12 protein-coding genes are annotated in these 13673 nt (G+C 63.3%); 9 read left to right on the forward strand and 3 right to left on the reverse strand.

Features of this window, described 5'->3' with window-relative positions:
• Positions 1 to 16: 16 nt before the first annotated feature.
• From ACU688_RS18310 to ACU688_RS18340, 7 genes are all read left to right on the forward strand, one after another.
• Positions 17 to 880 carry a LysR family transcriptional regulator gene (locus tag ACU688_RS18310; protein WP_448185845.1) on the forward strand — a complete coding sequence of 288 codons (864 nt, stop codon included), beginning with the start codon at positions 17 to 19 and terminating at the stop codon, positions 878 to 880.
• 228 nt (positions 881 to 1108) lie between these two features.
• Positions 1109 to 2173 (forward strand): putative 2-aminoethylphosphonate ABC transporter ATP-binding protein, encoded by a 1065-nt coding sequence (locus tag ACU688_RS18315; RefSeq protein WP_017734749.1) that lies wholly within the window; start codon positions 1109 to 1111, stop codon positions 2171 to 2173.
• 1 nt (position 2174) lies between these two features.
• On the forward strand, positions 2175 to 3887 hold the full coding sequence (locus tag ACU688_RS18320) for a putative 2-aminoethylphosphonate ABC transporter permease subunit (protein WP_448185846.1): 1713 nt from the start codon (positions 2175 to 2177) through the stop codon (positions 3885 to 3887).
• Between the two features lie 19 nt (positions 3888 to 3906).
• A complete protein-coding gene (locus ACU688_RS18325; RefSeq protein WP_448185847.1) occupies positions 3907 to 4929 on the forward strand; it encodes a putative 2-aminoethylphosphonate ABC transporter substrate-binding protein in 1023 nt (340 codons plus the stop codon).
• Between the two features lie 127 nt (positions 4930 to 5056).
• The gene (locus ACU688_RS18330) at positions 5057 to 6190 is read left to right on the forward strand and encodes a TIGR03364 family FAD-dependent oxidoreductase (protein ID WP_448185848.1); all 1134 of its coding nucleotides are present in this window, start codon (positions 5057 to 5059) and stop codon (positions 6188 to 6190) included.
• Positions 6190 to 6744, forward strand: coding sequence for a phosphonate degradation HD-domain oxygenase (locus ACU688_RS18335; RefSeq protein WP_448185849.1), 555 nt, complete (start codon positions 6190 to 6192; stop codon positions 6742 to 6744). The genes ACU688_RS18330 and ACU688_RS18335 overlap by 1 nt, the downstream gene beginning before the upstream one ends.
• A 92-nt stretch (positions 6745 to 6836) precedes the next feature.
• Positions 6837 to 7370, forward strand: a complete 534-nt coding sequence (locus tag ACU688_RS18340) for a hypothetical protein (protein WP_448185850.1) — start codon at positions 6837 to 6839, stop codon at positions 7368 to 7370.
• 5 nt (positions 7371 to 7375) lie between these two features.
• Here ACU688_RS18340 and ACU688_RS18345 read toward each other — a convergent pair whose 3' ends face one another.
• Entirely contained in the window at positions 7376 to 8743 is a 1368-nt protein-coding gene (locus ACU688_RS18345) for a DUF3482 domain-containing protein (RefSeq protein ID WP_448185851.1), read from the reverse strand.
• Positions 8736 to 10115, reverse strand: a complete 1380-nt coding sequence (locus ACU688_RS18350; RefSeq protein ID WP_448185852.1) for a DUF2868 domain-containing protein — start codon at positions 10113 to 10115, stop codon at positions 8736 to 8738. Before ACU688_RS18350 ends, ACU688_RS18345 begins: the two co-directional genes overlap by 8 nt.
• Positions 10116 to 10184: 69 nt before the next feature.
• Between ACU688_RS18350 and ACU688_RS18355 the strand changes: the two genes are divergently transcribed.
• Entirely contained in the window at positions 10185 to 10697 is a 513-nt protein-coding gene (locus tag ACU688_RS18355) for a dihydrofolate reductase (protein WP_448185853.1), read from the forward strand.
• Between the two features lie 107 nt (positions 10698 to 10804).
• Here the strand turns inward: ACU688_RS18355 and ACU688_RS18360 are convergent, their stop codons facing one another.
• On the reverse strand, positions 10805 to 12196 hold the full coding sequence (locus ACU688_RS18360; protein ID WP_448185854.1) for an L-cystine transporter: 1392 nt from the start codon (positions 12194 to 12196) through the stop codon (positions 10805 to 10807).
• Between the two features lie 239 nt (positions 12197 to 12435).
• Here ACU688_RS18360 and ACU688_RS18365 point away from each other — a divergent pair, with 239 nt between their 5' ends.
• Positions 12436 to 13494 carry an HAD family hydrolase gene (locus tag ACU688_RS18365; RefSeq protein ID WP_448185855.1) on the forward strand — a complete coding sequence of 353 codons (1059 nt, stop codon included), beginning with the start codon at positions 12436 to 12438 and terminating at the stop codon, positions 13492 to 13494.
• Positions 13495 to 13673 lie beyond the last annotated feature (179 nt).

The raw sequence follows: 13673 nt of genomic DNA on the forward strand, positions 1-13673 counted from the left end.
TTGATGAGAGGGTGGTGTGCTGAGTGCTGAGTTAAAGGCGTTTTTCATGGTCGCGCGACTGGGCAGCATTACCCAGGCGGCGAAAAAACTCGGCCTCAGCCAGCCCACCGTCACCACGCAGATCCGCAACCTGGAAAGCCAGTACGGCGTTGAGCTGTTCTACCGTGGCGGGCGCCGCCTCACCGTCAGTGACGAAGGCGCGCGGCTGCTGCCGATGGTCAAGGCGCTGTTGCAGCAGGAAGCGGACATCGAGTTTTTCCTGCGTAACAACGGCCAGGTCCAGGGCGCCTTGCGGATTGCCGCGACGGCGCCGTACTACATCCTCGACTTGGTCAAAGCCTTTCGCGAGCGCCTGCCGCAAGTGGAAGTGTCGGTGGAAATCGGCAACTCCCAGCAGGTGCTCGAAGCGCTGGACGACTACCGTGTCGACGTCGCCGCGTCCTCGCAACTGCTCGAAGACCCACGCCTGATCCGCCGCGTGCTCGGCACCGACCCGCTGGTGCTGGCAGTGCATCGCGACCATCCCCTGGCCAAGCTCGACCATGTGCCCCTCAGCGCACTGGCCGGGCACACCTTGTTGATGCGCGAAGCCGGTTCGACCACGCGGCGGCTGACGGAAGAGATGTTGCAAGGCGCCAACGTGAGCTACGGGCCGCTGCTGGAAATCGGCAGCCGCGAGTCGATCCGCGAGGCGGTGTTGCGCAATATAGGCATCAGCATCATTGCGCGCCAGGAAGTGCCCCATGACCCGCAGTTGCGCGTGCTGACCATCGAGAATGCGCCGCAGATCCCGGAGTATTTGTACTGCCTCAAGGAAAGAAAGGGCGCGCGGTTGCCGGCGGCGTTTCTGGGGTTGGCGCAGGAAATGTCGCCGCTCTGACATGAGTGGGTGGCCTGCAGGCCGCTATCGCAGGCAAGCCAGCTCCCACATTTGAAAGCGTTCACAAATCAAAAATGTGGGAGCGGGCTTGCCCGCGATGAGGCGCGCCCAGACAACCCATATCCCCAAATCCACCAATACCACTATCACCACCTTTTGCCTTCCTGCCACACCAGCGACGCATTGCCCTCCTAGCATGACCCTCATTCGTTTGATGAGGTGCCTTGCATGAACACTGCCCTGACCCAACCCGGCGCACCGATGAAGGTGCGCAATGTCCAGAAACGCTTCGGCGCCTTTACTGCGCTGGACAACGTGTCCCTGGATGTCGCCGCCGGTGAGCTGGTGTGCCTGCTGGGCCCGTCCGGCTGTGGCAAGACCACCTTGCTGCGCTGCATCGCCGGCCTGGAGCGCCAGGACAGCGGTGAACTTTACCTGGGCAACCGCGACGTTTCCCTGCTGCCGCCCCAGGCGCGGGACTACGGCATCTTGTTCCAGTCCTACGCGCTGTTCCCCAACCTCACCGTCGAAGCGAACATCGGCTACGGCCTCACCGGCAGTGGCCGCGACGAAGTGCGCCAGCGCGTCGGGCAGATGCTGGAACTGGTAGGCCTGCTGGGCAGCGAAAAGAAATACCCCGGTCAACTCTCCGGCGGCCAGCAACAGCGTGTTGCCCTGGCCCGCGCCTTGGCGCCGGCGCCTTCATTGTTGCTGCTGGATGAGCCGATGTCGGCCCTTGACGCCCGCGTGCGGGAGCACCTGTGCACCGAGCTGCGCCAACTGCAACGGCGCCTGGGCATCACCACGTTGATGGTGACCCACAACCAGGACGAGGCCATGTTGATGGCCGACCGCATCGCCGTGATGAACAACGGCAAGGTCGAGCAATACGCCACGCCCCAGGAAATCTACGACCGCCCGGCCACGCCGTTTGTGGCGGAGTTTGTCGGCCAGGGCAATTGGCTGCCTTTCAGCCGTAACAGCGCCAGCCATGCCCAGGTCGGCGGGATGAATATGCGCCTGGCCGATGATGCCGGCGTGGCCAAATCCGGGCGCCTGTTCTGCCGCCCGGAAGCCATCAGCGTCAACCCGCCGGTGCATGAAGAAAACCTGTTCCCGGCCAAGGTCCGCGAGATCACGTTTCTCGGCAACCGCTGCCGCATGAGCTTTGAGTTGGAGCAACTGCCGGGCCATGCGCTGCTGGCCGAACTGGCCCCGGAAGCCATGCCACGCCTGGGCGCCCAGGACATCTGGGTGGCCTTGCCGCCGCGCAGCTTGCAGGTGTTTGCCTGAGATGGGCGCTGTCATGACCTTGCCGGCCGCGCGCCAGGCTTCCCGTGCCGAACTCGGCGACCGCCTGTTTGTGGTCGGCGGCAAACTGCTTTGGCTGTGCTTGCTGGGCGTCGCCGTCTTGCTGCCGTTGCTGGCGATCTTCTGGCGCGGTTTCAGCAGCGAAGCCGGGCAGGGCGGCGGTCTCGTCGCTGCTCAAGAACTGATCAGCAGCGCCAACTTCCACTGGCTGCTCGGCAATAGCCTGAAAGTTTCCCTCAGCGTCGCGGCCATCGTCGTACCGTTGGCCTACCTGTTTGCCTACGCGCTGCAACGCACGCTGATTCCCGGCAAGGCAATCTGGCGTGGTCTGTCGCTGTTGCCGTTGATGGCGCCGTCGATGCTGCCGGGGATTGCGCTGGTCTATCTGTTCGGCAACCAGGGCATGCTGCGCGGCTTGCTCTCGGAAAATATCTACGGCTTCTGGGGCATCGTTCTCGGTGAAGTGATCTACACCTTCCCACACGCCCTGATGATCCTGCTGTCGGCGCTGTCCCTGGCGGATGCGCGCCTGTTCGACGCCGCTTCCAGCATGGGCGCCAGCCCGGCCCGGGCGTTTCGCAGCATCACCTGGCCGGCCACGCGCCAGGCCGTGTTCGCCGCGTTCTGCCTGGTGTTCACCCTGACCATCACCGACTTCGGCGTGCCCGTGGTGGTGGGTGGCGATTATCAAGTGCTGGCACTGGAAGCCTACAAGGCAGTGGTCGGCCAGCAACAGTTCGGTCGCGGCGCGTTGATCGGCATGGTGTTGCTGCTGCCGGCACTGTTCAGCTTTGGTGTGGATGCGTGGCTGCGCCGCCGTCACGGCGACGCCATGAGCGGCCGCGCCCAAGTGTTCCAGCCAGTGCCATCGCGCTTAAGGGACGGCTGCTACCTGGCCATCGTCCTGCTGATCTGCGCGATATTGCTGCTGGTGTTCGGCATGGCGGTGTACTCCTCGCTGGTGAAATTCTGGCCGTACAACCTGTCGCTGTCGCTGAACCACTACCAGTTCGAAGACACGGCGGGCGGCGGTTGGCTGGCCTACCGCAACAGCCTGACCATGGCTTTGTGCACCGCGTTGATCGGCAGCGTGCTGATCTTCACCGGCGCCTACCTGATGGAAAAGACCAAGGGTCAGAAGGGCCTCAACCTCGCGCTGCGCATGCTCAGCTTTGTGCCGATGGCCGTGCCGGGGTTGGTGCTGGGCCTGGGCTACGTGTTCTTTTTCAACCTCAACGGCAACCCGCTGCATGTGTTCTACGGGACCATGACCCTGCTGGTGGTGTGCACCATTGCGCACTATCTGACCACCGCACAGATGACCGCCACCACCGCGTTGCGCCAACTGGATGCCGAGTTCGAAGCCGCCGCGCTGTCCCTTAAGGCACCGTTGTATCGCCATTACCTGAAAGTCACGGTGCCGATCTGCCTGCCGGCGTTGCTGGACATCGTGCGCTACCTGTTTGTGTCGGCGATGACCACCGTCTCCGCCGCGATCTTCCTCTACAGCCCCGACACCATCCTCGCCGCCGTCGCCGTGTTGAACATGGACGACGCCGGCAACGTAGGCGGTGCGGCGGCCATGTCGACCCTGATCCTGTTCACCTCGGCCGGCGTCTCGCTGCTGCTGGCGTGGGCTTCCCGTGGCGCACTGCGTCGCTCCCAAGCCTGGCGCCAGACCGCGCCCGGCCAATAATCCCGATAGGAGGTGTTCCATGTTCAAGCCCCTGGCGCTGGTCGCTGCCGTACTGTCCGCATTCAGCCTGAATGCCTTCGCCAAGACCGACCTCACCGTGTACACGGCCCTCGAAGCCGAGCAGTTGAAGACCTACAAGCAAGCGTTCGAAAAGGCCAACCCGGACATCGAGATCAAGTGGGTGCGTGACTCCACCGGCATCATCACCGCCAAGCTGCTGGCCGAAAAAGACCGCCCGCAAGCCGACGCGGTCTGGGGCCTGGCCGCCTCCAGCCTGGCGATCCTCGACCAGCAAGGCATGTTGGACAACTACGCACCCAAGGACCTGGACAAGATCGGCAAAAACTACCGCGACCCCGCCAACCCACCGGCCTGGGTGGGCATGGACGTCTGGGCCGCGACCATCTGCTTCAACACCGTCGAAGCCGAGAAGCAGGGCCTGAGCAAACCGGTGAGCTGGCAGGACCTGACCAAGCCTGAGTACAAGGGCAAGATCGTCATGCCCAACCCTGCCTCGTCCGGCACCGGCTTCCTGGACGTGAGCGCGTGGTTGCAGACCTACGGCGAGAAGCAAGGCTGGCAGTACATGGATGACCTGCACCAGAACATCGGCCAATACGTTCACTCCGGCTCCAAGCCGTGCAAGCTGGCGGCGTCGGGTGAATTCCCGATTGGGATTTCCTTTGAATACCCGGCCGTGCAGCTGAAACGCCAGGGTGCGCCGCTGGACATCATCCTGCCGAAAGAAGGCCTGGGTTGGGACATTGAAGCCACGGCGATCATGAAGGGTACGGCCCATGCGGACGCGGCGAAAAAGCTCGCTGACTTCTCTGCCAGCGCCGTTGCCATGGATTTGTACAAGGACAACTTCGCCGTCCTCGCCCAACCGGGGATTGCCAAGCCGCAGACCGAATTGCCAGCGGACTATGAGCAGCGGTTGATCAAGAACGACTTTGCCTGGGCGTCGAAGAACCGCGACAGCATCCTGACCGAGTGGCGCAAGCGCTATGACGGGAAGTCGGAGAAGGTTGCCGGTCAGTAAGGTTTTCGTTAGGGCTACTGGCCTCTTCGCAGGCAAGCCAGCTCCCACACTGGATCGGGTTCACACGGTCAAAATGTGGGAGCTGGCTTGCCTGCGATAGCGGTCTCAAGTACAGGAATAGCACTCCATGACACACCCCACCGACCTGTTAATTGTCGGCGCCGGCATCCTCGGCCTGTCCCACGCCTATGCCGCCGCCAAACGCGGCCTCAAGGTCAAGGTCTTCGAACGCAGCGCCACACCACTGGGCGCCTCGGTGCGCAACTTCGGCCAGGCCCTGGTCACCGGCCAACCCCCCGGCCCGATGCTCGACCTGGCCCGGCACAGCCGCGAGATCTGGGGCCACTGGGCCCAGGTCGCCGGCCTGCAACTCAAGCGCAACGGCTCGTACCTGTTCGCCCGCACCGAGGCCGAAGAGCATTTGCTGGAAGCCTTCTGCGCCGGTCGCGCCAGGGAGCACGGCTACCACGTCGAACTGCTGCAAGGCGCCGCATTGAATGACCTGTACGGCGGCCAGTTCCGCCATCACCGCGCCGCGCTGCATGGCCGGGACGATCAGCAGCTGTATTCGCGGGAAGCGATCCCGGCGTTGATCCACTACCTGCGCAACGAACTAAAGGTGGAGTTCCACTTTTCCACCCTGGTGCGCGACGTCGAACCCGGCCTGGTCCACACCACGGCGGGCAGCTTTCGTGGCGAGCAGATCATCGTCTGCTCCGGGCATGACTACCAAACCCTGCTGGCCGACGCGCTGGCCACGCTCAACCCGAGTATCTGCCGCCTGCAAATGCTGCGCGCGCGGCCAGCGCTGAACCTGAACCTGCAACACGCGTTGCTCACCGGCTTGAGTTGCGTGCATTACGGCGCCTTTGCCGACCTGCCCGAGGCCGCCGCCGTGCAGGCGCACATCCTGCGTGAAGCGCCGCACCTGCATGAACACGGTATCCATTTGCTGATCAGCCCCACGCCCCATGGCGAACTGATCATCGGCGACTCCCACGACTACGGCAGCGACGCCTCGCCGTTCAATGCCGAACAGGTCGATGACTGGATGATCGAACTCGCTGAGCAGACCCTGGGGTGCAAGATCCAAGTCGTCGAGCGCTGGCAGGGCGTATACGGTTCACGTGGGCCGGGGCCGTTTTCGTTCCTGCGGGCGGCATCCGGGGTGAGCGCGGCATTGATGCACACCGGTGTGGGCATGAGCGTTGGGCCGGCGCTGGCCGAGCGCAACATCGGCGAGTTGTGGGGGGCAGCGTAATGAGCCCGGAACAGGCAGTTGCCGAAGTGTTCGGCTTGTACGAACGCCATGGCACGGCCGATTACATCGGCGAGCCGGTCTCGCAGATCGAGCACATGTCCCAGGCTGCGCAGTGGGCGATGGCCGAAGGCTTCGATGATGAAGTGGTGCTGGCGGCGTTTTTCCACGACATCGGCCATCTCTGCGGCCAGGGCGGCGAGAACATGGGCGGTTATGGCGTGGTCAGCCATGAGCGGCTGGGCGCGGATTACCTGCGCCGCGCGGGGTTCAGCGAACGCATGGCCAGGCTGGTGGAGTATCACGTACAGGCCAAGCGTTACCTGACGTTCAGCCAGCCGGATTACTACGCGCGCCTAAGTGAAGCCAGCCGCCGCACCCTGGCTTATCAAGGTGGCGTGATGAGTGCCGAAGAGGCTCTGGCGTTCGAGCAAGACCCACTTTGCGCGGTGAGTTTGCGCCTGCGTCATTGGGATGAATTGGCCAAGGAAACGGGCGTGCCGGTGTTGGATCTGAAGGTACTCAAGGCCAAGGCTGCACGGCTACTGGTTGTGTAGATTGGCCTTACGGCAAACGCAGACATGCCGTCTGGAGCCCTGTTTGCGGTGTCACTAAGGTGCTTGCTTCTTCAATCAAAGGAGCAACGCTGATGCGCTACTTGAGAGCTACCGCCCAGGACGTGAGCGGCAACGGCCAGCCGGACACGGTGATTTTGCACTTCTATCAGCAGCAAGCCGGGTGCCCTGACGTATTGATACACGAGATTGTCAGCCTGGACATGACTGCGGATCGCAAGGTCGATGTGCAGTGGGCGGGGGAGCATCAGCCTGATGCGCCGGACTTGGATAAGCGCACGCTGGCGGCGTTTGCCAATGGCTTCCTCGCGTTGAACTGGTTTAACCCGGCGTGCCATTCGGGGCGTTCACTGGTCATGTACGTCGATCACCTGGGACGAACGGGGCTACCGAATGCGGTCAAGCTGGACTTTCATGAACAGGGGGCAACGGGGCGCGAATCGTCGTTGGTTTACAAGGCGGCAGCCTACGACGGTGACAGCGACGGGGTGCTGGAGTCGTTTACCAACAGTGATGTGGACCGCAATGGCGTGGCCGACAAGGCTGATAAAGCGTTGATCCGCGCGTTATGCACGGCCTTCCTGGCCTTGAAGTGGTATGACCTGTGATTACCTCACGCCTCGTCGAGCCGGGATGCCAAGGCTTCGACCTGTTCCTGTCGCTCGGCCTGGCTGAGCTTGGCGTGGGGGTTGAGGGATGACCATTGCGGATGGGCGCGGGCTTTGTGCAACGCGTCCGGCAACTTGCCTTCGCGCCAGCTTTTGTCCTGGGGCGTATCAACCTTGATGCTGTGCATCGCCGCGTGCCCGCGCTGGTTCAGGGCCTTGAGCAACTGGCGCTGGCGCAGGGCGAGCAGGCGTAGCACGCTGTCGTCCACGCTCAGTTCGCGCTGGCCTTTGATCTTGCCGAGCAGGCGGCCGCCGTAGCTGCGCGCGGTTTGCAGCGCACCACCGGCAATCGCGCCGGCCAGGGCGGCGGCGCCCAGGGTCAGGCCGCCGACCAGTAGATCCACACCGGCCCCGGCCGCCGCGCCTGCGGCGATCCCGCCGCCAACGCGCACGCCGAGTTGCTTGAGGGTTTCCGGGTTGAACAGGTCATCGCCCCAGCGGCCGTCCAGCAGCGGCAAGTCGCTGGCGGCGGCGTCCTGCGGGCGGAAACCGAACAGTTTGAGCAGGGCTTCCACACACTTCTGTTCGCGTTGGCGCACGGCTTTGCGCAGGTCGTTGATGGCTTGCGGCTCATCTGCGGGCACCACGCTGCGCCGGCACGCGGCACAGTCGATCAGCAGCTCGGCGATCAAGCGTGCAGCGCTTTGCTGGCGGGCCTGGCGTTGGGCTTCTTGATCAAGAATCAGCCGCTCCAATTGTGGCCGGGCGCTTTCCAGCAGCAGGGCGAGGCTTTCATACAAGCGCCGTTCACCGTCTTCCGGCGGCGCGACGCTGTCGAAACGCACCAGCGCATGCAGGCCCAGGCGGGCCAGGGCTTCGCGCCAATCCGGCTCGCGGTGGTCGCTGCTGCTGACAAAATTGAGCACCGGCAGCAACGGCTTGCCGCAACTGGCCAGCACTTGCAGCTCGTCGCGGTACTTGGCCAGCACCGGCTCGCGGGCGTCGATCACATACAGGCCGGCGTCCGAGGCCAGCAGTTGGCGCAGCACCTTGGCTTCCTGTTCGAACCGCTGGCGCGCTTCGCTGCCTTCCAGGAATCGCGCCAGGCGCGCCGGGCCGTCGAGACGTTCGCCCGGGCGATCCAGGCGTTCCAGGTAGTCGAGCAAGGCGATGGCATCTTCCAGGCCCGGTGTGTCGTACAACTCCAGCAACGCTTCACCATCCACCGACAGGCGCGCACCTTCGACATGCCGCGTGGTACTGGGGCGATGGGACACCTCGCCAAAGCCCACGTCACGGGTCAGCGTGCGCAGCAGCGAGGTCTTGCCGACATTGGTGTGGCCGACCACGGCGAGTTTCAGCGGTTTAGTCATGACCGGTCTCCAGCCAGCTCAGCGGCGCGCAATCGGCGAAGGGCAGTTCCAGCTGTTGCAGTGCGGTGTGCCAGTCGCCCAGGCGTTCGGCGTCCAGCGCCTGGCCGGGGGGCGCTTGCAGCAGCCACACGCGGGTTGCGCTGGCGCTGCGCGCAAGCTCGGCGATCAACGCCAGGCTGCCGCGATCCGGCGAGCGCCGTGGGTCGCAGGCGATGGCCAGGCGCGCGGGCGGGAAGCGCGTGAGTTGCTCCAGCAGTTTTTGGCGTGATTCGCGACTGTCGAGGATGCCGGCGTCTTTGACGTTGGCCGGCAGCTTGGGCGGCCACGGGTGTTGATCGTCCAGTTCGATGGCCACCAGCAGGGCGCCGTCGCTTTCCAGTTCACTGACGCCGCCGCTGACGTGGTGCAGTTGGTCCGGCGCGGCATCGTTGACGCCGAGGCGTTCGCTGCTGGGCATCAGGCGTTCGCGCAGTTGGCTGTAGCCGGGCAGGTTGAGGTCCAGGCGCAGGGTGGCGCGCCCGCGCTTCCAGCGCCACAGGCAGAGCAGGGCGAGGATCAGGCGCGGCAGCAGGCCGTACACCAGCAACACGCCGACCAGCCACGCGGCCCAGGCTTGGCGGGCGCTTTCGATGTTCAGCGCGGAATCGCCGCTGGCGCGGATCATCTCGACAGTGGGCACGTTGAAGCCGAGCAGGGCGGGCAGGCTGCCCAGGGCCTGGGTCGCGGCGACGAAGGTGTCGGCGCTGAGAATGGTGGTTTCCCACACGAAACCGTAGCGGCGGGTGGCGAGCAGCGTCAGCAGAATCACCAGCGCACAGAGCAATGCCAGCAGCCACAGGCTGTTGACCAGCACACCCACGGCCCAGCGATTGAGTTTCTGGCGTTGCAGCAGCAACAGCAGCGCCGGTGCCAATTGCGCGGCCTTGGCGTCGCGGGCGAGCTTTTCGCTGAGCCACAACCACAAGCGTCCGAGGCTGGCGCCGTGTTCGCCGGCAAACAGCAGGCCCAAGGCCCAGCTGATCAGCAAGATCAGATTCAAACCGAGCAAGCTGCCCAGCGCCCAGAACACATTCACTGGGGTCTGGCCGTTACCCAGCGCGGCGAAGGCCAGGCCCGCGCCGCTGATTACGGCGACGACCGCCAGCAGCACCAGCGCCAGGCGCGCGCCTTGCAGCCAGCGGGTCAGGGCGACGGTCAGGCCGTCGCGCTCGGCCAGGTGCAGGGCGCGGTGCTGGATGCGCGTCGGCAAGTCGCCCCCGGCCGTGCGGGCCAGGCGGTTGGCTTCCTGGTCTTCCAGGGGGCCGGCGTGTTCTTCACGCAGGCGCACGGTTTCTGTCAGCCAGAGTTTGTGCAGGGGAGTCAGTGCAGTCACGCGCCGTCCTGTTGTGTTTGTGAGCCTGGAGCATAACCCCTGGCCTGGTGCTCTGGTATTCTCGTCGCCATGAAAAAAACTCTCCCTTTAAGCCTGATCGCAGCCCTCGGTGAAAACCGTGTGATCGGCGTCGACAACAGCATGCCCTGGCATTTGCCGGGGGATTTCAAATATTTCAAGGCCACGACCCTCGGCAAGCCGATCATCATGGGGCGCAAGACCTGGGATTCCCTCGGTCGACCGTTGCCGGGACGCTTGAACATTGTGGTCAGCCGTCAGACCGATCTGGCGCTTGAAGGTGCGGAAGTTTTTCCGTCGCTGGACGCTGCAGTGGAGCGCGCCGAAGCGTGGGCGTTGGCCCAGGGCGTGGATGAGCTGATGCTGATTGGCGGTGCACAGTTGTATGCGCAGGGGCTGGAGCAGGCGGATCGCCTGTATTTGACGCGGGTGGCGTTGAGCCCGGAAGGGGATGCTTGGTTTCCGGAGTTTGATCAGGGCCAGTGGAAGCTGGTGTCGAATGTTGAGAACCCGGCGGAAGGTGATAAGCCTGCTTACAACTTTGAAGTCTGGGAAAAAGCCTGATTGTGGCGAGGGAGCTTGCTCCCGCTGGAGTGCGAAGCGCTCCCAAGATTTTTGGGGCCGCTACGCAGCCCAGCGGGAGCAAGCTCCCTCGCCACAGAGGTGAGTCGTCAGGCCTGCGCTAACTCAGCATGCTCATCCGCATCCAACAACGCCTTATCCGTCTGCCCCATGATCTGGCTGGTAATCGCCCCCGCCGTCATCGAACCGTTCACGTTCAGCGCCGTGCGGCCCATGTCGATCAGCGGCTCCACGGAAATCAGCAACGCCACCAGTGACACCGGCAAGCCCATCGCCGGCAGCACGATCAGCGCGGCAAACGTCGCACCGCCACCCACGCCGGCCACACCGGCCGAACTCAAGGTCACAATCGCCACCAGGGTCGCGATCCACAGCGGGTCCAGCGGGTTGATGCCGACGGTTGGCGCTACCATCACCGCCAACATGGCCGGGTAAAGACCCGCGCAACCGTTCTGGCCGATGGTCGCGCCAAACGAGGCGGCGAAGCCGGCAATCGACTGCGGGATACCCAGGCGACGGGTCTGCGCCTCGATGCTCAACGGGATCGCTGCCGCGCTGGAGCGGCTGGTGAAGGCAAAGGTCAGCACCGGCCACACTTTACGGAAGAAGCGCAGCGGGTTGACCCCGGCCAGGGACAGCAGCAGGCCGTGCACCACAAACATCAGGCCCAGGGCCAGGTACGACACCACGACGAAACTGCCGAGCTTGATGATGTCTTGCAGGTTGGAGCCGGCGACTACTTTGGTCATCAACGCCAATACGCCGTACGGCGTGAGCTTCATCACCAGGCGCACCAGACGCATCACCCAGGCTTGCAGGGTGTCGATGGCGTTGAGGACTTTCTGGCCTTTTTCCACGTCATCCTTGAGCAGTTGCAGCGCGGCAACCCCGAGGAATGCGGCGAAGATCACCACGCTGATGATCGACGTCGGCTTGGCCCGCGCCAGGTCGGCGAACGGGTTGGACGGCACGAACGACAGCAGCAACTGCGGGATATTCAGGTCGGCGACCTTGCCTGCGTAATCGCTCTGGATCACTTGCAGGCGCGCCATTTCCTGGGTGCCGGCTACCAAACCCTCGGCGGTGAGGCCGAACAGGTTGGTCAGGCCGATGCCGATCAACGCCGCAATCGCGGTGGTGAACAGCAGGGTGCCGATGGTCAGGAAGCTGATCTTGCCCAGGGACGCGGCGTTGTGCAGGCGGGCCACGGCGCTGAGGATCGAGGCAAATACCAGCGGGATCACGATCATTTGCAGCAATTGCACGTAGCCATTGCCGACCAGGTCGAACCAGCCGATGGACGCCTTGAGCACCGGGTTGCCGGCGCCATAGATGCTGTGCAGCGCCACACCAAACGCCACGCCCAGGGCCAGGGCGAACAACACCTTCTTGGCGAGGCTCCAGTTTGTGCGGCGGGTTTGTGCCAGGCCCAGTAACAGGGCCACGAACACCAGTAAGTTGAGAATCAGGGGCAGATTCATTGAAGCTCCGTCAGAGGCTGCCAATCGCGTGAGCCTGCGATTGCGAACCGGAAAGCCTAACAGCTTGAAATATATTGATTTAATACCGATATGGAATGGTGACTGTCGTTTTTGGAATAAGCATTTGACGCTCAGGCGTATGCGGTTGGCGGGATCAGGACGCAAGCGGTCGCGCTCGGGCGGTAACTGTCACAGGGATTTGTTAGCGTCGATATCTTTCACTCAGGGAGAAAACGCATATGAAGCTCGCTTCGAGACTGTTTGCCGCCGCGCTGTGCCTGGGCCTTGCCGGCCACGCCATGGCCGCCACCGAGTTGAAACACTGGCCTGCCCCGGCGGCCAAGCAACTGAACGAGATGATCGCCGCCAACGCCAACAAGGGTAACTTCGCGGTGTTCGACATGGACAACACCAGTTACCGCTACGACCTCGAAGAATCCCTGCTGCCCTACATGGAAAACAAGGGCCTGATCACCCGCGACAGCCTCGACCCGTCGCTCAAGCTGATGCCGTTCAAAGACACCGCCGAGCACAAAGAGAGCCTGTTCAGTTACTACTATCGCCTCTGCGAAGTGGACGACATGGTCTGCTACCCGTGGGTGGCCCAGGTGTTTTCCGGTTTCACCCTCAAGGAACTCAAGGTCCAGGTGGATGAGCTGATGGCGTCCGGCAAGCCGGTGCCGGTCAGCTATTTCGAAGGCGAGGTGGTGAAAAAATCCGAAGTGCAGCCGCCGAAGATCTTCACCGGCCAGCAGGAGCTGTACAACAAGCTGATGGAAAACGGCATCGACGTGTACGTGATGACCGCCGCCTCGGAAGAGCTGGTGCGCATGGTCGCGGCCGATCCGAAGTACGGCTACAACGTCAAACCCGAGAACGTCATCGGCGTGACCACCCTGCTCAAGGACCGCAAGACCGGCGAGTTGACCACGGCACGCAAACAGATCAGCGCCGGCAAATATGACGAGAAGGCCAACCTTGGCCTGGAGCTCACGCCTTACTTGTGGACTCCGGCAACCTGGATGGCCGGCAAGCACGCGGCGATCCTCACCTACATCGACGAATGGAAAAAACCGGTGCTGGTGGGCGGCGACACGCCAACGAGCGATGGCTACATGCTGTTCCACGATGTGGACGTAGCCAAGGGTGGCGTGCACTTGTGGATCAATCGCAAGGACAAATACATGACCCAACTTAATGGCATGATCGCCAAGCACGCGGCGGCGCAGGCCAAGGAAGGGTTGGCGGTGACGGCGGACAAGAATTGGGTGATTGTGAAGCCTGACGACATTCAGTAACACCGAGGCGCCCCTATCGCAGGCAAGCCAGCTCCCACATTTTGACCGTGTGAACCCGATCAAGTGTGGGAGCTGGCTTGCCTGCGATGGCTCCCTCAAGAACACCCCAAAACCCACAGCAAAAAATAGATATCAATTGCGAACCAATCTCATCCTCTGCTAGCGTGCGCACCTCCTGA

Source organism: Pseudomonas acericola (SeqCode) (genome assembly GCF_053456465.1).

Bases quoted from the DNA above. Each gene is read 5' to 3' on its own strand.
- ACU688_RS18315 (WP_017734749.1), top strand. From the start codon at position 1,109: ATGAACACTGCCCTGACCCAACCCGGCGCACCGATGAAGGTGCGCAAT.
- ACU688_RS18320 (WP_448185846.1), top strand. From the start codon at position 2,175: ATGGGCGCTGTCATGACCTTGCCGGCCGCGCGCCAGGCTTCCCGTGCC.
- ACU688_RS18325 (WP_448185847.1), top strand. From the start codon at position 3,907: ATGTTCAAGCCCCTGGCGCTGGTCGCTGCCGTACTGTCCGCATTCAGC.
- ACU688_RS18330 (WP_448185848.1), top strand. From the start codon at position 5,057: ATGACACACCCCACCGACCTGTTAATTGTCGGCGCCGGCATCCTCGGC.
- ACU688_RS18335 (WP_448185849.1), top strand. From the start codon at position 6,190: ATGAGCCCGGAACAGGCAGTTGCCGAAGTGTTCGGCTTGTACGAACGC.
- ACU688_RS18340 (WP_448185850.1), top strand. From the start codon at position 6,837: ATGCGCTACTTGAGAGCTACCGCCCAGGACGTGAGCGGCAACGGCCAG.
- ACU688_RS18345 (WP_448185851.1), bottom strand. From the start codon at position 8,743: ATGACTAAACCGCTGAAACTCGCCGTGGTCGGCCACACCAATGTCGGC.
- ACU688_RS18355 (WP_448185853.1), top strand. From the start codon at position 10,185: ATGAAAAAAACTCTCCCTTTAAGCCTGATCGCAGCCCTCGGTGAAAAC.
- ACU688_RS18360 (WP_448185854.1), bottom strand. From the start codon at position 12,196: ATGAATCTGCCCCTGATTCTCAACTTACTGGTGTTCGTGGCCCTGTTA.
- ACU688_RS18365 (WP_448185855.1), top strand. From the start codon at position 12,436: ATGAAGCTCGCTTCGAGACTGTTTGCCGCCGCGCTGTGCCTGGGCCTT.